Annotated in this window: 21 protein-coding genes; 5 read left to right on the top strand and 16 right to left on the bottom strand. The window is 43.0% G+C overall.

Features of this window, described 5'->3' with window-relative positions:
- Nucleotides 1-115: 115 nt before the first annotated feature.
- Nucleotides 116-2005 (bottom strand): alpha-ketoacid dehydrogenase subunit alpha/beta, encoded by a 1890-nt coding sequence (locus Q3A68_RS12555; protein WP_489671734.1) that lies wholly within the window; start codon nucleotides 2003-2005, stop codon nucleotides 116-118.
- A 148-nt stretch (nucleotides 2006-2153) separates the two neighbouring features.
- Between Q3A68_RS12555 and Q3A68_RS12550 the strand changes: the two genes are divergently transcribed.
- Nucleotides 2154-3014 (top strand): DUF4198 domain-containing protein, encoded by an 861-nt coding sequence (locus Q3A68_RS12550; RefSeq protein WP_302901442.1) that lies wholly within the window; start codon nucleotides 2154-2156, stop codon nucleotides 3012-3014.
- Between the two features lie 38 nt (nucleotides 3015-3052).
- Here the strand turns inward: Q3A68_RS12550 and Q3A68_RS12545 are convergent, their stop codons facing one another.
- From Q3A68_RS12545 to pdxA, 12 genes are all read right to left on the bottom strand, one after another.
- The gene (locus Q3A68_RS12545) at nucleotides 3053-4438 is read right to left on the bottom strand and encodes a LutB/LldF family L-lactate oxidation iron-sulfur protein (protein ID WP_302901441.1); all 1386 of its coding nucleotides are present in this window, start codon (nucleotides 4436-4438) and stop codon (nucleotides 3053-3055) included.
- Nucleotides 4439-4527: 89 nt separating this feature from the next.
- Entirely contained in the window at nucleotides 4528-6075 is a 1548-nt protein-coding gene (locus Q3A68_RS12540; RefSeq protein WP_302901440.1) for a M28 family peptidase, read from the bottom strand.
- A gap of 75 nt (nucleotides 6076-6150) precedes the next feature.
- Complete coding sequence (rpiB, locus tag Q3A68_RS12535; protein WP_302901439.1) at nucleotides 6151-6585, bottom strand: ribose 5-phosphate isomerase B; 435 nt, start codon at nucleotides 6583-6585, stop codon at nucleotides 6151-6153.
- A 64-nt stretch (nucleotides 6586-6649) separates the two neighbouring features.
- On the bottom strand, nucleotides 6650-7519 hold the full coding sequence (gene tatC / locus Q3A68_RS12530; protein WP_302901438.1) for a twin-arginine translocase subunit TatC: 870 nt from the start codon (nucleotides 7517-7519) through the stop codon (nucleotides 6650-6652).
- Between the two features lie 69 nt (nucleotides 7520-7588).
- Nucleotides 7589-8929, bottom strand: coding sequence for an acetyl-CoA carboxylase biotin carboxylase subunit (gene accC, locus Q3A68_RS12525; protein WP_302901437.1), 1341 nt, complete (start codon nucleotides 8927-8929; stop codon nucleotides 7589-7591).
- 132 nt (nucleotides 8930-9061) lie between these two features.
- Entirely contained in the window at nucleotides 9062-9541 is a 480-nt protein-coding gene (gene accB / locus Q3A68_RS12520; RefSeq protein WP_302901436.1) for an acetyl-CoA carboxylase biotin carboxyl carrier protein, read from the bottom strand.
- 75 nt (nucleotides 9542-9616) lie between these two features.
- Nucleotides 9617-10606 (bottom strand): beta-ketoacyl-ACP synthase III, encoded by a 990-nt coding sequence (locus tag Q3A68_RS12515; RefSeq protein ID WP_302901435.1) that lies wholly within the window; start codon nucleotides 10604-10606, stop codon nucleotides 9617-9619.
- Between the two features lie 15 nt (nucleotides 10607-10621).
- Nucleotides 10622-11560, bottom strand: a complete 939-nt coding sequence (plsX, locus tag Q3A68_RS12510) for a phosphate acyltransferase PlsX (protein ID WP_302901434.1) — start codon at nucleotides 11558-11560, stop codon at nucleotides 10622-10624.
- 15 nt (nucleotides 11561-11575) lie between these two features.
- Nucleotides 11576-11767 carry a 50S ribosomal protein L32 gene (gene rpmF / locus Q3A68_RS12505; protein ID WP_302901433.1) on the bottom strand — a complete coding sequence of 64 codons (192 nt, stop codon included), beginning with the start codon at nucleotides 11765-11767 and terminating at the stop codon, nucleotides 11576-11578.
- Between the two features lie 18 nt (nucleotides 11768-11785).
- Nucleotides 11786-12304 (bottom strand): YceD family protein, encoded by a 519-nt coding sequence (locus Q3A68_RS12500; RefSeq protein WP_302901432.1) that lies wholly within the window; start codon nucleotides 12302-12304, stop codon nucleotides 11786-11788.
- A gap of 146 nt (nucleotides 12305-12450) precedes the next feature.
- Entirely contained in the window at nucleotides 12451-12810 is a 360-nt protein-coding gene (locus tag Q3A68_RS12495) for a DUF1398 family protein (protein ID WP_302901431.1), read from the bottom strand.
- Nucleotides 12811-12862: 52 nt separating this feature from the next.
- The gene (gene pdxA, locus Q3A68_RS12490) at nucleotides 12863-13918 is read right to left on the bottom strand and encodes a 4-hydroxythreonine-4-phosphate dehydrogenase PdxA (RefSeq protein ID WP_302901430.1); all 1056 of its coding nucleotides are present in this window, start codon (nucleotides 13916-13918) and stop codon (nucleotides 12863-12865) included.
- A 155-nt stretch (nucleotides 13919-14073) separates the two neighbouring features.
- On the opposite strand from pdxA, the gene rsmA reads away from it, so the two are divergent.
- On the top strand, nucleotides 14074-14853 hold the full coding sequence (gene rsmA / locus Q3A68_RS12485) for a 16S rRNA (adenine(1518)-N(6)/adenine(1519)-N(6))-dimethyltransferase RsmA (protein WP_302901429.1): 780 nt from the start codon (nucleotides 14074-14076) through the stop codon (nucleotides 14851-14853).
- A 167-nt stretch (nucleotides 14854-15020) separates the two neighbouring features.
- Here rsmA and Q3A68_RS12480 read toward each other — a convergent pair whose 3' ends face one another.
- Nucleotides 15021-15623: a hypothetical protein gene (locus tag Q3A68_RS12480; RefSeq protein WP_302901428.1), complete on the bottom strand. Its 603-nt coding sequence runs from the start codon at nucleotides 15621-15623 to the stop codon at nucleotides 15021-15023.
- A 94-nt stretch (nucleotides 15624-15717) separates the two neighbouring features.
- Between Q3A68_RS12480 and Q3A68_RS12475 the strand changes: the two genes are divergently transcribed.
- The 3 genes from Q3A68_RS12475 (at nucleotide 15718) to Q3A68_RS12465 (ending at nucleotide 17832) form a co-directional block, all read left to right on the top strand.
- Nucleotides 15718-16647: an NAD(P)-dependent oxidoreductase gene (locus Q3A68_RS12475; protein WP_302901427.1), complete on the top strand. Its 930-nt coding sequence runs from the start codon at nucleotides 15718-15720 to the stop codon at nucleotides 16645-16647.
- A 207-nt stretch (nucleotides 16648-16854) separates the two neighbouring features.
- On the top strand, nucleotides 16855-17328 hold the full coding sequence (gene greA / locus Q3A68_RS12470) for a transcription elongation factor GreA (RefSeq protein ID WP_302901426.1): 474 nt from the start codon (nucleotides 16855-16857) through the stop codon (nucleotides 17326-17328).
- Between the two features lie 105 nt (nucleotides 17329-17433).
- A complete protein-coding gene (locus tag Q3A68_RS12465) occupies nucleotides 17434-17832 on the top strand; it encodes an HIT family protein (RefSeq protein WP_302901425.1) in 399 nt (132 codons plus the stop codon).
- 46 nt (nucleotides 17833-17878) lie between these two features.
- Here the strand turns inward: Q3A68_RS12465 and ruvC are convergent, their stop codons facing one another.
- Nucleotides 17879-18475 (bottom strand): crossover junction endodeoxyribonuclease RuvC, encoded by a 597-nt coding sequence (ruvC, locus tag Q3A68_RS12460; protein WP_302901424.1) that lies wholly within the window; start codon nucleotides 18473-18475, stop codon nucleotides 17879-17881.
- Nucleotides 18476-18608: 133 nt separating this feature from the next.
- Entirely contained in the window at nucleotides 18609-19247 is a 639-nt protein-coding gene (aat, locus tag Q3A68_RS12455) for a leucyl/phenylalanyl-tRNA--protein transferase (protein ID WP_302901423.1), read from the bottom strand.
- Nucleotides 19248-19256: the final 9 nt, after the last annotated feature.

Genomic DNA, 19256 nt, shown 5'->3' with positions numbered 1-19256 from the left:
AAATTTTTACTGTTGGAAAATGAACCTGTAATGATCAGGCGGCATAATTACTTTTGAAATTTTTCTGGAGAGGCCGTCGATGTTTTTATGTTAAAGTGTAACCCTTCAGCTACCATTAATATTTCAACAACTTCTCCATCATCTCCTCCAGTCTTGCTTTTGCTAAAAACTGGTCTTCCAGTGCCTTATTCATTGGTATGGCTGTGTCCAGACTGGCGCAACGCATAACGGGTGCATCAAGGTAACTGAAGCAATGCTCAGCGAGATGAGCAGCTATTTCTCCCCCAAACCCGTTGGTTAACGTATCTTCATGCAAAATCATCACGCGTCCGGTTTTCTTTACGCTGGTTTCAACAGCATCTTTATCCCAGGGTTGCAATGATCGCAGGTCAATGATTTCAATCGATTCATCCGGGTGAGCTTTTGCATAATCCAACGCCCAATGAACGCCCAATCCATAAGTAATTATACTGGCCTGTTTACCTTCCCGGACGACTCTGGCTTTGCCTATCTCCATAGCATATGGCTCGTCAGCAATTTCTTCGCTGATGCTGCGGTATAGATATTTATGTTCGAAATAAATCACCGGGTTAGGATCTTCAATAGCAGCGAGCAGCAACCCTTTTGCATCCGACGGAAATGCCGGGCAAACTACTTTTAATCCCGGGGTCTTGGTAAACCAGGCCTCATTGCTTTGCGAATGAAACGGACCGGCACCTGTTCCTGCACCCGTAGGCATGCGCACTACTACATCCACATTCTCGCCCCAGCGGTAATGAGTTTTTGCAACGTTATTGATTACCTGGTTAAAAGCACAGGTCACAAAATCGGCAAACTGCATCTCAACAACCGACTTATAACCGTTGATGGATAAACCCATTGCCGCTCCTACAATTCCTGATTCACAAATAGGCGTATTACGCACCCGTTCACGGCCGAACTCTTCTACGAAACCTTGTGTGATTTTAAAGGCTCCTCCATACTCAGCTATGTCCTGACCCATGAGTACCAAATTATCAAACTTTTGCATTCCCTGGCGCAAACCATCGCTTATGGCATCAATGTACCTTTTATTCGTTTTACTGCTGGAAGGTTGTAAAGTTGAAAAGTTGTAAGGTTTGTACATATCCATCAACTCTACCTCAGTGTCTGGTATAATATCCTGTTCGCTAAATACTTTTTCAATCGCCATATCGATCATGGTGGTAAACCCGCTACGGATCACCAGTATTGATTCATGAGTCAGCACGCCCTCTTCTAACAGAAACTTTTCAAAATTCGTTAACGGGTCCTTCTCTCTCCATTCATCAAACAAATACTGGGGCACATATTTAGTTCCTGAAGCCTCTTCATGACCGCGCATCCGGAAGGTCATACATTCCAGCAAAACAGGTCGTGGATTTTTGCGTATATCCGTTGCTATCTCATTAATAGTATGATAGACTTCCAAAACGTTGTTCCCGTCAATTGTTCGCCCTTCAATTCCATAACCTATTGCCCGGTCGCTCAGTCGTTCACATTTATATTGTTCGTTAATGGGCGTAGATAAGCCATAGCCATTATTTTCGATCAGAAATATCACTGGTAAGTTCCAAACCGATGCTACATTTAACGCTTCGTGAAAATCACCCTCGCTAGTGCCTCCTTCACCGGTGAACACAAGGGTCGCCCGGTTTCGTTTGCTTAATACATCTGCCAAAGCAATACCATCAGCCAAAGCCATTTGCGGGCCCAGGTGCGAGATCATCCCGATGATCTTATACTCTTGTGTGCCGAAATGGAAGGAACGGTCACGCCCTTTAGTAAAGCCCGATGCTTTCCCCTGCCATTGCGCCATTAAACGGGAAAGAGGAATATCCCTCGTCGTAAATACTCCCAGATTGCGGTGCATAGGCAGGATATATTCGTCAGGATGCATAGCAAGCGTGCTACCAACAGCAATGGCTTCCTGGCCAATTCCCGAGAACCATTTGCCGATGCGGCCCTGCCTCAGGAGGATCAGCATTTTTTCTTCAATCAGCCTCGGCCATAGTAAAGCCTTATAAAATGTGACTAATTTGTCATTATCAATGTTTTTCCGATCAAAAACCATGTAGCTAAACTACTGAAGTTTTTAAAACTTTGTATGTTTACATGATTTCTATCATAACAATATGAAACATACCTATTTTCTGCTTCTTTTCCTGTTTTTGCTTATTATAACCAATGCTTCGGCGCAGGAAGATTATGTCCTGCTACCCGAAAACTTTGTTTTGCATAAGGGAGATAAACTCAATCTGCACCTGATTACCGCAAATCAATTTAATCTAACCAACGAGCTGAAGTACGAAGCATCAAAAACGGCAAAATTTAGTATCCAAAATGGTAAAAAGGAAATTGACTTACTAACGGCGGCAAAAGATAGTGCTTCGCCAATCATTTCTATGCCCCTTGAATCTGAGGGCCTTCATACTATCCATATGGTTAGAAAGTCAATCACTGATGATATTGAGTCAGACGATTTTATAAAGTTACTTGAAGACGAGGGTTATACCCAATATGCAGAGAAGGCAAAAAACGGCAGCAAGGATAGCTTCCGGGAGAAATATACCTGGTATTTAAAATCACTTGTAGAAGCTGAAAAAAATAGTCCTAATGGGTTTGAAAAACCATTGAACGATGAGTTTGAGATCGTGCTGAAAGATAATCCGTACAAAGGCAACTATGGCGACGACATTATTGCACAGGTGAGGCTAAGGGGCAAGCCGGCAGTCAATGTGGTGGTAATGTCCTATATCAGAACTTTATCAGGCACCAATATATTTGCACAAAAACTATCAACCGACAAGGAAGGACAGATCTATTTCAAGCTGAGCAGAGAGGGTATTTATCTTTTGCGCGCTTTATACACCGAACCATCCAAAGATAAAGGAGCTGATTATGAAACATGGATGGCCTCCTACACCTTTGGCTTTACCAGCAGCAACGAGATGCCCAATACTTATAAAGAGTTTGGGTTCGGGAATAAACACTGATTTATTTTGTAGCGACGCAATGCATTGCGTCGCTACAATTATGCATCTTCTTTACCCCGTTCCTGCCACATTTTGCTGAATGATTTATCAGCAACTTTCGGCATTTCGCGCAAGTGCCCCCAGGTCTTCTTGAAGAAGAGGTTCATTAGCTTGTTTTTCGTTTTACCGCTGAAGAAGTCGGTCAATTTACGGCTTAGCATGCCCTTTTGCCATATAGCCCATCCCCACTTTTCCTTTTTGGTGACGATGCCCTCTTTCACCGCATCGCGACGGTTAAGCAACAGCATTTTATGTATGTCGATCTTGACAGGGCATACCTCCGTACATCGGCCGCACAGACTGGATGCATAGCTCAGGTGCTTAAAATCTTCCATGCCTTTCATGTGCGGAGTGATGATTGAGCCTATCGGACCGCTATAAGTAGTTTCGTAAGTATGACCGCCGATGTTCTTATAAACCGGGCAGGCATTCAGGCAAGCGCCGCAGCGGATACAGTATAACCCTTGACGCTGATCTTTTTGGGCCAGCAGATTAGTACGACCATTGTCGAGTAATATCACATACATTTCTTCCGGGCCATCAGTCTCATTCGCTTGGCGCGGGCCGCTCAAAATGGTGTTGTACACGGTCATGTTTTGGCCAGTCCCGTGAGTTGCCAGCATCGGCCAGAACATATCCAGATCTGCTATTGAAGGGATCATTTTTTCGATCCCTACTACGGCGATATGTATCTTAGGGAAACTTATGCTTAGACGGGCGTTCCCTTCATTTTCACTGATGGCAATACTGCCGGTATCGGCTATGATAAAGTTGGCACCAGTGATGCCTACATCAGCACGGACATATTTTTCGCGTAGCAGTTCACGGGCCTTTAGGGTCAGTTGTTCAGGAGTAGCATCGATAGGTGTACCAAAGCGCTCGTTAAACAACTTGGCTATATCTTCCTTGGAAAGATGCATCGCCGGCGTTACGATGTGATATGGCCGCTGACCCAATAGTTGCACAATATATTCGCCAAGATCAGTTTCGAGGGATTCGATGTGGTGACTTTCGAGGAATTCATTTAGTTTGATCTCTTCGGTCACCATCGATTTGGACTTCACGACGGTTTTTGCACCTGCTTTTTGGATGATGCCCAGGATCTCGCGGTTGGCCTCTTCGGCATCGTTTGCCCATATCACCTTGCCGCCGCGCTTCAGGAAATTTGACTCAAACTCCGGAAGGTATTTATCCAGGTTTTCGATCACTTTCCACTTGATCACATGCCCTTTGCGCTTGGTGTTTTCAAGATTGATGAGCCGTGATAACCCGCGGTTAACTGCCGCATAGTACTTACCAATATTGTAATTGATAATACGGCGGTGATCCATATCAAACGCCTTATCTTCAGAGGCAACCAAAAACTCTTCAGCGATATGTCCCATGCGGCTAAGTTAGCTATTTTGAAAAAAATAGGGTACCCAATATTAGTTACCCTATCAGCTTTTTCGGCATTTTTTTTAGGAGATGCCTATTACTTTGAAGAAGGGGCGGCATCAACCACAGGACGTTTATCCCTGTTAGCCAGTTCCCAACCTGTATAATAAGCCAATTGCGCACGTTTTGCTAAAAGCGGGAAGTTGATCTTGCTTACTTCATCTCCGGGCTGGTGATAATCATCATGAACACCGTTAAAATAAAAGATGATCGGCACACCATGTTTGGCAAAATTGTAATGGTCTGAACGGTAGTAGAAACGGTTCGGATCGTTCGGGTCGTCATATTTATAATCCTGCTCGATATGAACGTACTTATTGTTCGCGTCTTCGTTTATCTGGTGCAGTTCTTTGCTCAACATTGCAGAACCAATCGTGTATACGTAGTTGGCAGAATCCGGCTTGCCGATGTACTCGTAACCAACGCGACCGATCATATCGATATTCAAATCAGTGATGGTATTAGCCAGCGGGAATACAGGATGATCAGAATAATATTCTGAACCCAGCAATCCTTTTTCCTCACCTACGTTACCCAGGAAAAGCACGCTTCTTCTTGGACCATGTCCTGCTTTTTTAGCTTGCGAAAACGCACGGGCAATTTCCAGTATTCCGGTAGTGCCCGAGCCATCATCATCGGCACCGTTGTTCACCTTGTCTTTTGCATTCGGGTCCGAAACCAAACCGATGTGGTCATAATGCGCCGAGAAGATCAACACTTCATCTTTCAGGTCCGTGCCCGGCATGAAGCCCAACACATCCACCGCTTTGACATCCTTGGCTTCGTTATGGATGTTTAATTTGATATCCGCTTTCAAAGCCAGAGAAGGGCCAGTTTTAATCTGGTCATATGTTTTACCGATTGATTTCAGCACCTGGTCGGCAATGGCCGTAGTGGTATTTAAAACCACAGCCTGAGTATTGGCCGGTTTAGCCGCATCAGCTTTGATTGATAGGCGAGCAGCAGTTAAGCTCGATCCGAATTTTTTTAATATGCCGGTAATTTCTGCATTTACCGCCAGTATCAAGGCCGGATTTTTGCTCTGAAGATTTTTTACGATTTGTGTACGTGTAGTTGATAAACGGTAGCTGGTATTTGGCGTTTTACGTGCTTCGGGTTTATCCTCATTTACCCACAATAACACTTTGCCCGTAAGATCGGTAGTACCTATTTCAGCATCGGTACCGTAGCCAATAAAAACAACATCGGCTGCTTCGACAGGTTGATCAGAAGCTCCTCCTCTGTAGGAGAAATCTTTACCGTTTGAAAAGTCCTGTCCATTTACAGAAAAGTTAACCTTGGTTGAATTTTCGGTTAAAGGCACATCAAAAAAGTAAGAGCCGTTTACAGGTGCCTGCAAGCCTAGTTTTTTGAACTCACCTGCGATGTAATTGGCAGCTTTATCAGCACCAGGTTTACCGGTTTCGCGACCTTCAAAAGCGTCTGACGCTAAAATACTCAGGTGTTTACGTGCATCTTCGGCGCTGATGTATTTTGCATACTTCTGCGGATCGCCGGTGTTTTTTTGAGCATAGACGCCCGCGGCAAGCGTAAGGGCGGCCATGCATAAGGATAGTTTTTTCATTTGCGTTTATATGTTCAGTTGGTAATTGAGACTAATTAATAACCCGTGATATTTTAGGGCTTAGCAATTAGAACTTCAACAAGCTATTTTATTCACCCGGTTTGCATGACGCCCTCCTTCAAATTCAGTAGACAGGAAAGTCTTGACAATGTTTTCAGCTTCTTCTATTGAAATGAAACGGGCAGGGATGCATACAATATTGGCATTATTATGTTTACGGGCTAACGAAGCTAACTCTTCGTTCCAGCAAATTGCTGCACGAATACCCTGGTGCTTGTTAGCCGTAATAGCCACGCCATTTGCACTGCCACAAACCAATATACCATAGTCAAATTCGCCGTTTTCTACCGCAGATGCAACAGGGTGGGCAAAATCGGGATAGTCAGCTGATGCCGACGAGTAAGTACCAAAATCTTTCAGGCTATCTGTATTCAGGCATTTTGCAATCGCTTCCTTGTAGTCAAAGCCGGCATGATCAGCGCCAATGGCAATCTTCAGGGTGTTATTCATCACTCAAATCTATTATAAAATTTAAGCAACGAAGGTAAAGATTTTGTTAGAAAGCCGCTACGAATTAAGCCGCATCTGCTGCTTCTTCACGTTTTTTCTTTCTCCTCTGAACTGCACCTGCCACGCCTATGCTTAATTCATATAGCAGGAATAATGGAATAGCAACCACAGTCATGGTCAGCATGTCGGGCGTAGGTGTTACCACTGCAGCCACAATTAGGATGATCACGATCGCATACCGGCGGCTTTCTTTCATAAACTTAGGCGTCAGGATGCCCAAATTTGCAAGGATATAAACCAGTATAGGTAATTCAAAAACCAATCCTGTGGCAATAGTTAATGTGGAAACAGATGATATATAGGAATCAATAGAGAATAAATTCTGAATACTTGAGCTAACTGTATAACCTGCCAGAAAGTTAAGGGATACCGGTGTGATAACAAAATAGCCAAACATCACACCGCATATAAATAAAATAGACGCGTAAAAAACAAATCCGCTGGCAGCCTTCTTCTCCTTCTCGTGTAATGCGGGTTTAACAAATAACCAAATTTCATATAACAAATAAGGGATACCCAATACTAAACCGATCATTAAAGAAGAGTCGATTTGCAAGGTAAATTGACCCGCCATTTCAGTATTGATCAATTGAATATTGATCTTACCCGGGCACATATCCCGGTGAAGGATTTTACCCAGATCGCACATCATCCTGAAAGTCCAGAAGTCAGACTTACTTGGCGCCATGATTATGTGATCATAGATCCAGCTATAAAAAGCGAAAACAACTATAGTGAATACGACAATGGCCAGTGCCGAGCGGATCAGGTGCCATCTTAATGCTTCCAAATGGTCAAAAAAGGACATTTCACCTTCAAGGCTTTGTCCCTTATCCTTAATCGCTTTAATTATCTTATCACTTGTTTTGCTCATTGCCGTACAAAAATAGCATTCCGTTATTCAGAATGCTATTTACAATTTATTTTGTTACAGTAGGATTGTTTATTTGGTGAAATCAAAGGTTTCCATAAACTTGGTAGTAAAATTACCTGCCCTGAAGTTAGGGTCCTGCAGTAATTTTAAATGGAAAGGTATGGTGGTTTTAATGCCTTCAATCACAAATTCGCTCAATGCGCGCTCCATGGTACTCAAGGCTTCTTCGCGGGTTTGCGCCACACAGATAACTTTTGCGATCATCGAGTCGTAGTTTGGAGGAATGATATAACCTGAATACACATGTGTATCAATCCTTACACCATGACCACCCGGGGAGTGGAAATTGGTAATCTTACCCGGTGCCGGACGGAAGTTATTAAAAGGATCCTCGGCATTTATACGGCACTCTATTGCGTGCATCGTTGGCTCATAGTTTTTACCCGATATCGGAATACCGGCGGCAACCTTGATCTGTTCTTTGATCAGGTCGAAGTTGATCACCTCTTCAGTAACCGGGTGTTCTACCTGGATACGGGTGTTCATCTCCATAAAATAGAAGTTGCGGTGTTTATCCACCAAGAATTCGATGGTACCGGCGCCTTCATATTTTACCGCTTTTGCACCTTTTATAGCAGCATCACCCATTTTCTTGCGAAGCTTCTCCGTCATAAACGGAGATGGTGATTCTTCAACCAGTTTCTGGTGACGACGCTGTATCGAACAATCACGTTCCGAGAGATGGCAAACTTTACCATATTGGTCACCTACAACTTGAATTTCGATGTGACGCGGATCTTCTACATATTTCTCAAGATAGATGCCGTCGTTACCAAAAGCTGCTGCTGATTCAGCTCGTGCCGAATCCCAGGCTGGTTCAAACTCTTCATCTTTCCATACCAGGCGCATTCCACGGCCGCCGCCACCGGCAGTAGCTTTCAGGATAACCGGGTAACCTATTTTGTTGGCTACGGCGAGACCTTCCTTTACGTCCTGTAATAAACCTTCAGAACCCGGAATAGTAGGAACACCTGCCTTTTTCATGGTCGCTTTGGCCGAGGCTTTATCGCCCATGGCGTTGATCTGGTCGGCAGTAGCGCCAATAAATTTAATGCCATATTCTGCGCAAATCGCTGAAAACTTGGCATTTTCTGACAAGAACCCATAGCCCGGATGGATCGCATCAGCATTGGTCAACTCGGCGGCAGATATCAGGTTGGGAATATTCAAATAAGAATCGCGGCTGGCAGGGGGACCAATACATACGGCTTCATCAGCAAAACGTACATGAAGGCTGTCCCTGTCAACGGTAGAATACACAGCTACGGTTTTAATGCCCATCTCCTTACACGTACGGATAATGCGGAGGGCAATCTCACCACGGTTAGCTATTAATATTTTTTTAAACATTTTGACAATTTGAAGATTTGAAAATGTGCTGATTTGAAAATTAATTATCAGCTAATTATTCAATAAATTTTGATTAGGCAATGATTTTGAAGAGACAAGAATTTTCTATCTTCAAATCACCCAATTTTCAAATTACACAGGTTCAACCAAAAACAATGGCTGGTCGTACTCAACAGGTGAAGCATTATCAACTAATATCTTGACAACACGGCCCGAAACTTCTGATTCGATCTCGTTAAACAACTTCATAGCCTCGATGATACAAAGAACTGAGCCGGTTTTGATTTCGTCGCCCACATTTACAAACATTGGTTTTTCGGGTGATGACGAGCGGTAGAAGGTACCTATCATTGGCGATTTTATGGTAATCAATTTCGAAGTATCAGCAACAGGAGCTTCAAGTGCGGCGGCAGCTGCAGGAGCAGTGGCCGCAGAGGCTACAGGAGCAGCATAAACCGGCGCGCTTTCAGCAGACGGAAGGCTCGCTGTAACATACGTAGGGGCCTGGTTGGTTTTTATTGTAATCTTGAAATCGTTCTGTTCAATTGACACTTCATTTACCCCCGACTTTGAAACAAAGCGTATCAGGTCCTGAATTTGTTTAATATCCATATTGTGGAATGAGTTGGTTTTGGATAAAAGATTATATCTAAGTTATAACAAATTAAATAAAAAAAGTTCCTAAAATTAATAGGCCCATTTTAAATAGATCGAACCCCAGGTAAAGCCACCGCCAAAGGCAGCCAGTATCAGGTTATCGCCTTTTTTAAATTTACTTTCCCATTCCCACAGACAAAGCGGGATGGTTCCGTTAGTGGTGTTGCCGTAACGCTCGATGTTGATGATCACTTTATCGGCACTTACACCGGTACGGTTAGCTGTTGCATCGATGATGCGTTTATTTGCCTGGTGCGGAACCAACCATGCAATATCGTCCGACTTAAGGTTATTGCGCTCCATTACTTCGGCAGCTACATCGGCCATGTTGGTTACCGCAAATTTGAACACTGCTTGCCCTTCCTGGTAAGCAAAATGCTCCATGGCATCAATAGTTTCGTGTGATGCAGGCCTTAGCGAACCGCCTGCTTTTTGATGAAGAAACGCACGTCCTGCGCCATCGCTTTTTAAGATCGAGTCTATTACGCCATAGCCTTCGGTATTCGGTTCAAGCAAAGCAGCACCGCAGCCGTCGCCAAAAATGATGCAGGTAGCACGGTCTTTATAATTTACGATGGACGACATTTTATCGCCACCTACAACCAGCACTTTAGTATGTTTTCCGCTTTCGATAAACTGGGCGCCTGTTGCCAGGCCAAAGATGAATCCTGAACAGGCCGCCTGCAAGTCGTATCCCCAGGCATTTTTAGCACCGATCTTATCAGCCAGTATATTCGCCGTAGCCGGGAACGGCATATCGGGAGTCGTAGTACAAAATATGATCAATTCTATTTCTTCAGCACTGATCCCTCTCTTCTTCAGCAACCCTTCAACAGCATGAACCGCCATATCCGATGTTGCAAGGCCTTCGCCTTTTTGTATTCTGCGCTCTTTTATGCCGGTCCGGGTGGTTATCCATTCATCGTTCGTTTCCACCATTGTTTCCAGCTCATGGTTGGTTAAAACATAATCCGGAACATATCCATTCACAGCAGTAATTGCAGCATGAATTTTATTCATTTCTATATGTAGATTTTATTGAAATGCTTTTTTTATTTTATTTATCAGATCGCTCTCAAACATGTCCCTCGAAAGGAGCACCATGTTTTTGATCGCTTCGGGACTCGATATCCCGTGCCCAACCACCACCGGGGCATTTATACCCAGTATTGGACTACCGCCATATTGCTCATAGTTAAACCGGTCGAAAAACTCGTGTTTAAGCTGCAACTTCAAGCCTATTACATAAAATGACTCGGCCATTTTCAGCACCACGTTTCCAGTGAAGCCATCGGCTACATACACATCAGCGCTTTCGTTAAAAAAGTCGCGGCCCTCTACATTTCCGATAAAATTGAACTGGTTGCTTTCCTTCATCAACGGATAGGTGGCCTGACAAAGCAGGTTGCCTTTCTCTTCCTCTTCGCCAATATTCACAAGCGCAACACGTGGGTTAGGTATGTTATAAACAGATTCTGCGAACAAGCTGCCCAGTATACCGAATTGCAGCAGGTTTTCGGCCTTGCAGTCGGCATTGGCGCCCACATCTAACAAAATACCCAAACCGCCTTTCAGTTTGGGTACTATAGTTGTCATTGCTGGGCGTGATACGCCCGGTATGGCTTTTACGCTAAACATGGAACCGACCAGCATAGCCCCGGTATTCCCTGCTGATGAGAAGGCTTGAATTTCGCCATCCTTAAGCATACGGAAACCAACACTGATGCTCGAATCAGGTTTTTGAACGACCGCTTTGGTTGGGTGTTCGCCCATACCGATCACTTCGGTTGTGTGTACAAACTCTAAATGGTCGGGGCTAAAGTTATTTTCATGAAGAATGGACAAGGCAATTTCTTTATCGCCAATAAGCACCAGCTTTTGGTTGCCCGACAAAGCCTTATAAGCTGCTATTGCTCCCAGCACAGTTGCCTTAGGAGCAAAATCACCGCCCATAATATCTAAGCCAATCTTCATATGTGAAAATTAAACTTAGGCTGTTGCGGTGTTTTCGATAAGGACTTTGCCGTTGTAGTATAAGTTACCGTCAACAGTATAAGCTCTGTGAGGCAAATGTACTGCACCAGTAGTTTTACAAGTAGTTAAAGTAGGCGCTTCAGCTTTGTAGTGTGTCCTACGTTTTGCTGTCCTTGATTTTGAGAATTTCCGTTTTGGATGTGGCATAACTTCCTAAATTATCATTTAAATATTCTTCAAAACGTCCCACCTTGGGTCCGTTTTGTCATCGTCACCGCCTTTCGTCGATAGCTGATTTAATCTTTCGATCATCTCTTTATCGCAATAAGACATGTTCCCCTCGTCGTTGCAAACTGCTATAAAAGGAGCCGCAACATTTATGTATTCATATATCAATCCTGCAATATCGATCTCGTGATCATTTTTTGTCAGGGTGATGATTTCTTCGTCTTCGTCAATTTCCTCTTCGGCGAATTTGGCGATCTGCTGCTCATGAACATCAACAGGATGCGGATAGTCAGCCAGGCATTTATCACATGTCATCGTGAGGGTTCCATAAATATGGAAGCTCAAAATGAGCATAGTTTCCTGCTTGTCCAGCTCCACTTTGCACTGCAGATCAGCTTTTTTGACGATGGAATAGTCCATTTCGGCAAAAAATTCGTCTTTGATCACATAGTCAAAAAAGTGCTTTCCCAGCTTCAGACCGGTAAAGGGAATCGAATATGTTCTAAGCGATTTCAATGAGCGACAATTAGCCCGCAAATGTAGGGAAAAATCCTAAATGTGGAAAAAAAAGTTAAAAATGGAATTCCCAATAGATTTCCCGCATCGAGAACGTCAAAAACCGCTATCTGTTTTGCTTCCGGCGGCGAAAGCGTAGTTTGAGATTATTCAATTTTTTCCGACAACAGCACATTTCCTTTCTTATCACAATAGGAAATCGTCACAGCAATGGTATCTACTACCCATTTCTCTATGCCGCTCTCGGCCAATCCGCGAGACATTTCGATATAATTAGCTTTTTTTTGTGCATGTAGCGATAGATGTTTAAGAAAAGTTTCTTTATTGCCAGTATCAGCAATGATCAGTTTTTCATGCACCGGCCGCGATCTCACACCGTACCCGTTAGTTCCAAAGTATTCAGAATGTCCATCCGCCACATATGAGTGATAAGATGCTACGCCAATCTGCTCAAGGGCTTTCACATATTTCAGAAAATCCTTCATTGTGCCCAGCCTTTCGTGCATATCGTTTATTTGTTCGATAGTAAACATAGTGGCAGTGCGCTGATGGGTAAATCTAATCCCTGTCCCGGCTCAATTTTGTAATGGTAAGCGGATTTTCGGTAAGTATTTCGGTCTCCTTACGGTGTTTCACAATATGAAGTGCTGTAAATATCGCTTCGCGAAAAGATATCTCAGAGGCCTGGTTCTTTCCGGCAATATCATAAGCGGTCCCGTGATCTGGCGAAGTGCGTACAAAATTCAATCCAGCCGTGAAGTTCACGCCCGACTCAAAAGATATCTGTTTAAACGGTATCAGCCCCTGGTCATGGTACATGGCCAGCACGGCATCAAATTGCATATAGGTACCATTGGCAAAAAAACCGTCTGCTGAATACGGGCCAAATGCCAGTATATCGTTAGCACGAGCTTCTTCAATAGCAGGTATAATGGTATCTTTTTCCTCAGTACCTATTAAACCATTATCGCCGGCATGAGGATTAAGACCCAAAACAGCGATCCTTGGTTTTTGAATCCAGAAATCCTGGCGCAAGCTGGTATCCATTAATCTGAGCTTCGCTAATATCTTATCAACAGTGATGGAACCGGCTACTTTGTTTAACGGTATATGCCCTGTCACCACACCAACACGCAGGGTATCGCTCACCAAAAACATCAATGATTCGGCTGCGCCTGCTTTTTCCTGCAAATACTCGGTATGTCCCGGAAATTTAAACTCTTCGCTCTGAATGTTATCCTTGTTAATAGGAGCAGTAACCAATGCATCGATGTCGCCATTTACCAGATCGGCAGTAGCGCGTTGTAAGGATAGCAGTGCATATTTGCCGCCCGTTTCGTTGATCACGCCCAGGTCGATTTTCACATCCTCTTCCCAGCAGTTGATCATGTTGGCTTTTCTGTGCTGAGCCTGCGAGGGGTGGTTGATGACATGGAAATTCAGTTCTCCTGCATTGATAGTGCGACGATGAAAAGAGGCCACCTTGGTATGCCCGTAAACTATCGGAGTGAAGTAGTCATAGATATGGTTGTCAACAAGTGTCTTGATGATCACCTCGAGCCCGATCCCGTTAACATCCCCAATACTGATACCTATTTTTAGTTTTTCTGACACGATTACTCCGATTTGTTTATGATTACACTGGTTGTTTGTCTGTGCAGCGCTGTGCACCTACCGCACCCACAAACATACAAATAAAAGATTTTAGACTTATAATTCCGGATTAAAGGACAAATATCACGTAATTTGCGGAAATAATTGAATGAATAATGTCGTTGGTAAGAGCAAAGAAGCATCTTGGTCAGCATTTTCTTACTGATAAAAATATTGCATCCAAGATAGTTGACAGTTTGCAGTTGGCAGCTGGCTATCATGAAGTACTTGAAGTTGGGCCAGGCATGGGTATCTTATCCGATTTCCTTTTGCAGCGCACCGACCTGCAGACTTACCTGATCGATATTGACACTGAATCTTACGAATTCCTTCAAAAAAAATATCCGCAATTGGGCGAACGCCTGATCAATGACGATTTCCTGGAAATGGATTTCGGAAAGATATTCCACAAGCCGTTCGGTATCATTGGGAACTTTCCTTATAACATTTCCTCGCAGATACTATTCAAAGTGCTGGATAACCGTCAGCAGGTAGTTGAAGTAGTAGGCATGTTTCAGAAAGAAGTTGCTGAACGCTGTACCGCCAAAGCGGGAAGCAAGGAATATGGTATCCTGAGCGTATTTCTGCAGGCTTATTATAAGGTAGAATACCTGTTTACGGTAAAGGCCGGGGTATTTAGTCCGCCACCAAAGGTGCTATCTGCTGTCATCCGTCTTACCCGTAATGGTGCTGAAAAACTAGATTGTGACGAAAAGCTGTTCTGGCAGGTAGTAAAGGCCGGATTTAACCAGCGCCGTAAAACGCTTAGGAATGCATTGTCATCTCTAATCAATAAAGAAAAGATGACCAATGAACCTATGCTTGATCTGCGTGCCGAGCGGCTCACTGTCAAGGACTTTGTTAATTTGACGAATAAGATTGCTGAGAATAGATGAGGCTTTTAATTATCAAACTCAATTAATTCTCCATCTTCCTGTGAAGTGTACCATCGGTTTGCAAAATAATAATACGTTTCGCTGCCTAAAATAATTTCAGGGAAATTACCAGGTATCTTGTTTTTGTGATTTTTGCGGTTTTTCGAAAAGGCACTAAAGAAAGTATCCTACCTGTCTTTTTTTATACTATAGAATACATTTCGGCTCAGATCGAAATTTAAAATACTCAAATTATCGTATTTATAATTCTTTTCAGGATGAGACTTGGAATTAAAATCATCATGAATATTTACCTTTAATATGTAGCGGCCTTTATCATTTTTATCGATTTTCATTTTTATATTATAATCACCAGTTGCATCATCACCAATTTCAGACTGTGTATATCTGAGTACATGCATAGCCTCGTATAGTTTATTATTTTGAACGCATAGTATTAAAACGTTACCGAGGGCATAACCAGTTCCTCCTCTAACCTCATATTGCATTTGTATGAATTTTCCATCGAGAATATCTACCTGCGGGGGTACTCCCCAAAAACCTCCTATTCTTATAGTATCCTTTAAGCAAATCATTGTTAAAACTTTTTTCACATAGTCAGGAGCAATCTTTACTTTTTGCCTTGTTCCGTCCAGAGATTGAATCATATAAGTTTTAGTATCTTTTTTACTTGCTTTCGCTTCTAGTATCTGAAGATCATCCTGCGCAATTGAAGTATTTCTAAGTAGAATTAAAACAATCGAGAAGATTAAGGTTATAGGCCGGGTCATTTGTTAGTAATTTGTAGCATAAATTTAAGTGGATTTCAAGAGTGATTTGTCAAATGCATAAAATATTTGCTGCATATCAATAAGTTTGTATCCAATGAGTAAAAACATATTAATTGTTGACGACATCCACCCCATATTTATAGAGCAAGCCGAAGCGATGGGCTACCATTGCGATTATCAGCCTGCCATAAAACCCGACCAGGCTTATGAGATTATCGGCGAATATGAAGGGCTTGTGATACGCTCCAAATTTTTAGTTGAGCGCAAAGTGCTTGACCTGAGTAAAAAGCTTCAGTTTATTTGTCGGGCTGGAGCGGGTATGGATAATATCGATGAAGATTATGCTATAGAAAAAGGCATCACGCTCATCAACGCTCCCGAAGGTAATATGGATGCGGTTGGTGAGCACGCCGTTGGTATGCTGCTCAGCCTGATGAATAATTTTAACCGAGCCGATGCCGAAATACGTGAAGGCGTTTGGAAACGTGAAGCAAACCGGGGTTATGAGTTGAAAGGGAAAACCGTAGGCATTATCGGCTATGGCTTTATGGGCGGAAGTTTTGCAAGGAAACTTGCCGGATTTAGTGTCAATGTGATCGCTTATGATAAATACAAAACAGGCTTCAGCGATCAGTATGTTCACGAGGTAAGTATGGAAGAAATGGTAAAGCTGGCTGATGTAGTAAGTTTTCATATTCCGCTTACACCTGAGACTAACGGACTGGTGGATGATGAATACCTTTTCCATTTCAGAAAGCCGATATTTCTTCTCAATACATCCCGCGGTAAAGTGGTAAAAGTACACGCCGTTTTGAATGCAATAAAGCAAGGGAAAATATTAGGTGCCGGTTTAGATGTGCTGGAGGTGGAGAGATTTCCCGCACTTGCCGAACAGACCTGGTTTGAGGAACTGAAACAATCGGGCAAAGTATTACTTACTCCGCATGTAGCTGGGTGGACGTTTGATTCGTACCGCCGCATCAGCGAGGTAATGGCTGAAAAATTAAGTAAATTAAGTGCCTGATTTTGAAAGATTGATTGAATTAATCACTCAAAAAAATTTGGATTATAAAACTTAAATCACTTATCTTCGTTTTACTTGAAAGCAAGACTATAAAGGCAATTGCCGGTATAGTCTTCTTTGTTTTTATAAGCAACCGCGTCCTTCGCCAAATGGAGGACGGTTTTTTTTGGTATCAATTATTAAACTAAATTATTAATACGGCGATTTATGGCAGAGGTAGCATATTACACCAAGGATGGCTTGGATAAATTAAAAGAAGAATTACAGCAGTTAAAAACTACCGGGAGGGCAGCTATTGCCAAAGCTATTGCTGAAGCGAGAGATAAAGGTGACCTTTCTGAAAATGCGGAGTACGATGCCGCTAAGGAAGCACAGGGTCATCACGAAACAAAAATTGCCAAAATGGAGGAACTGCTTTCAACAGCCCGCTTGCTGGATGAAAGCAAGCTGGATACTTCTAAAGTACTGGCGTTGTCTATAGTAAAAATAAAGAATATAAAGAACGGCGCGACTATGAGTTACCAACTCGTATCTGAAAGCGAGGCCGATCTGAAATCAGGCAAGATATCTGTAAGCTCACCCATTGCAAAAGGCTTATTGGGCAAAAAAGTAGGTGACAAAACCGAAATCACGGTACCTGCCGGTAAAATGGAATTTGAAATTCTTGAAATTAGTCGTTAGATAAATGGTAGATTGAGTTAATTAGGTTAGATTAAGTTGAATAAGTTTATATGCCCGGTAACTCAATCTGACCTAATCAACTTAGTCACTTAATCAACTCAAAAAATGACAATCTTCTCAAAAATAGTAGCTGGTGAAATACCCGCTTATAAAGTAGCTGAAACGATAGATTACCTGGCTTTCCTGGATATCAGTCCGCTGGCTGAGGGACATGTTTTGGTAATCCCCAAAAAGGAAGTTGATTATTTATTCGATCTGGATGATGAGCTTTATACAGGTCTGCAAATATTTGCCAAAATAGTAGCTACTGGTTTAAGGAAAGCCATTCCGTGCAAAAGGATAGGTGTGGCGGTAATAGGTCTGGAAGTGCCGCATGCGCACATTCACCTGATACCAATGAACAATGTGAGTGACCTTAACTTTTCGCGTCCAAAACTGAGCTTTACGCCGGAACAGCTACAGGCTACTGCCGACAAAATAAGAGAAGCGCTGAGAGAAGACTAAGATTTTCAAAAAGAAATTATCGGTAGGGACGCGATGCATCACGTCTCTACTTTTTTTTGGGCAAACCGCTGACGCGGTTTGTATTGTCTTTGACAAAAGTTTCCCACCCAGAGTAGGATTTTTTGCTACTGGTTTTTCCGGTAGATGTACTGATCTTTTGAAAGGAATGGCAAACAGCCACGGCAAGTCCATCCGTTGCATCTAAAAACTCAGGCGCTTCTTTAAATTTCAGCAGGTTTTGCAGCATGGCGGCAACCTGCTCTTTTGTGGCGTTACCATTGCCGGTGATGGATTGTTTTATTTTTCGCGGCGAATATTCAGTAATGTCTATATTTCGTGATAAAGCAGCTGCCATAGCTACGCCCTGCGCACGGCCCAGTTTCAGCATTACCTGTATATTCTTTCCGTAAAACGGCGCCTCAATGGCCAGGCAATCGGGATGATAATTATCGATTAGGGCTACAGTTTTTTCAAATATCCGCTGAAGCTTCAGCATATGGTCGTCCATGTTCTCCATCTTCACTACGCCCAGGCTTATCAGCTCAATTTTGGAGCCAGTTTCTCTCAGTAAACCATAGCCCATTACGGCTGTCCCAGGGTCGATGCCTAATATGATACGTTCTTTATTGTTGGGTTGCTCCATTTATTTGCTAAGCACTCTTTTGCAGAGGGGTGTCACACTGAGGCTCTCGAAGTGCGGCGCGTAGAGGCCTTACACACCATGCTTCGAGAGCCTCAGCATGACACCTCGTTTATGTTATTATGCAAAACTAACTTTATACTTCTATATTTTGTAGTATAGCCAAATATTCCTCCCGACTGATCATCCTAGCCCCCATTGATTCCAAATGCTCAGTATACACCTGGCAATCTATTAGTTTATATTTACCACTATTGCACAAGCTGATCAAAGCTACTTTTGAAGCATTGTTTACCTCGCTGAACATACTTTCGCCGCAAAAAACCTCTCCAACTTGCACGCCATATAACCCGCCAACCAATTTTTCCTCTTCCCAAACTTCTACAGAATGAGCATGCCCTTCCTGGTGCAGCCGGATATATGCATTCTTCATATCAGCAGTTATCCAGGTGCCACCCTGACCTTTCCGGTAGACTGTGGAACATGCATCTATAACTTCGGCAAAACTCTGGTCGTAAGTCACCTTAAAACGGCCCGATAGAAAAACCCTCCGCATGCTTTTAGATATCTTTAATTGATCCGGAAATAACACAAACCGTTCGTGTGGAGAGTACCATAATATTGGCGTATCATCATTGTACCATGGGAAGATACCACTATGATACGCCAATAACAGGCGGTCGGTCGATAAGTCTCCTCCAACAGCCAGCAGGCCGTCTTCTTCTGCCAAAGAAGGATCGGGGAATATGATGCGCTTATCGAGCCTGAATATCATCAGGCAAAT

This window comes from Mucilaginibacter tolerans, assembly GCF_030519375.1.
Taxonomy (GTDB): domain Bacteria; phylum Bacteroidota; class Bacteroidia; order Sphingobacteriales; family Sphingobacteriaceae; genus Mucilaginibacter.
Note: the sequence above shows the minus strand (reverse complement) of the source record. Positions and strands in the feature narration are given on the sequence as shown.

Excerpts from the sequence above, each read along its gene's own strand:
- accC (WP_302901437.1), bottom strand. The coding sequence starts at position 8,929 with ATGTTTAAAAAAATATTAATAGCTAACCGTGGTGAGATTGCCCTCCGC.
- Q3A68_RS12475 (WP_302901427.1), top strand. The coding sequence starts at position 15,718 with ATGAGTAAAAACATATTAATTGTTGACGACATCCACCCCATATTTATA.
- rsmA (WP_302901429.1), top strand. The coding sequence starts at position 14,074 with ATGTCGTTGGTAAGAGCAAAGAAGCATCTTGGTCAGCATTTTCTTACT.
- rpiB (WP_302901439.1), bottom strand. The coding sequence starts at position 6,585 with ATGAATAACACCCTGAAGATTGCCATTGGCGCTGATCATGCCGGCTTT.
- Q3A68_RS12550 (WP_302901442.1), top strand. The coding sequence starts at position 2,154 with ATGAAACATACCTATTTTCTGCTTCTTTTCCTGTTTTTGCTTATTATA.
- greA (WP_302901426.1), top strand. The coding sequence starts at position 16,855 with ATGGCAGAGGTAGCATATTACACCAAGGATGGCTTGGATAAATTAAAA.
- ruvC (WP_302901424.1), bottom strand. The coding sequence starts at position 18,475 with ATGGAGCAACCCAACAATAAAGAACGTATCATATTAGGCATCGACCCT.
- Q3A68_RS12495 (WP_302901431.1), bottom strand. The coding sequence starts at position 12,810 with ATGCACGAAAGGCTGGGCACAATGAAGGATTTTCTGAAATATGTGAAA.
- Q3A68_RS12555 (WP_489671734.1), bottom strand. The coding sequence starts at position 2,005 with ATGCTGATCCTCCTGAGGCAGGGCCGCATCGGCAAATGGTTCTCGGGA.
- aat (WP_302901423.1), bottom strand. The coding sequence starts at position 19,247 with ATGATATTCAGGCTCGATAAGCGCATCATATTCCCCGATCCTTCTTTG.
- tatC (WP_302901438.1), bottom strand. The coding sequence starts at position 7,519 with ATGAGCAAAACAAGTGATAAGATAATTAAAGCGATTAAGGATAAGGGA.
- Q3A68_RS12465 (WP_302901425.1), top strand. The coding sequence starts at position 17,434 with ATGACAATCTTCTCAAAAATAGTAGCTGGTGAAATACCCGCTTATAAA.
- Q3A68_RS12540 (WP_302901440.1), bottom strand. The coding sequence starts at position 6,075 with ATGAAAAAACTATCCTTATGCATGGCCGCCCTTACGCTTGCCGCGGGC.
- plsX (WP_302901434.1), bottom strand. The coding sequence starts at position 11,560 with ATGAAGATTGGCTTAGATATTATGGGCGGTGATTTTGCTCCTAAGGCA.
- rpmF (WP_302901433.1), bottom strand. The coding sequence starts at position 11,767 with ATGCCACATCCAAAACGGAAATTCTCAAAATCAAGGACAGCAAAACGT.
- Q3A68_RS12515 (WP_302901435.1), bottom strand. The coding sequence starts at position 10,606 with ATGAATAAAATTCATGCTGCAATTACTGCTGTGAATGGATATGTTCCG.
- accB (WP_302901436.1), bottom strand. The coding sequence starts at position 9,541 with ATGGATATTAAACAAATTCAGGACCTGATACGCTTTGTTTCAAAGTCG.
- Q3A68_RS12545 (WP_302901441.1), bottom strand. The coding sequence starts at position 4,438 with ATGGGACATATCGCTGAAGAGTTTTTGGTTGCCTCTGAAGATAAGGCG.
- Q3A68_RS12480 (WP_302901428.1), bottom strand. The coding sequence starts at position 15,623 with ATGACCCGGCCTATAACCTTAATCTTCTCGATTGTTTTAATTCTACTT.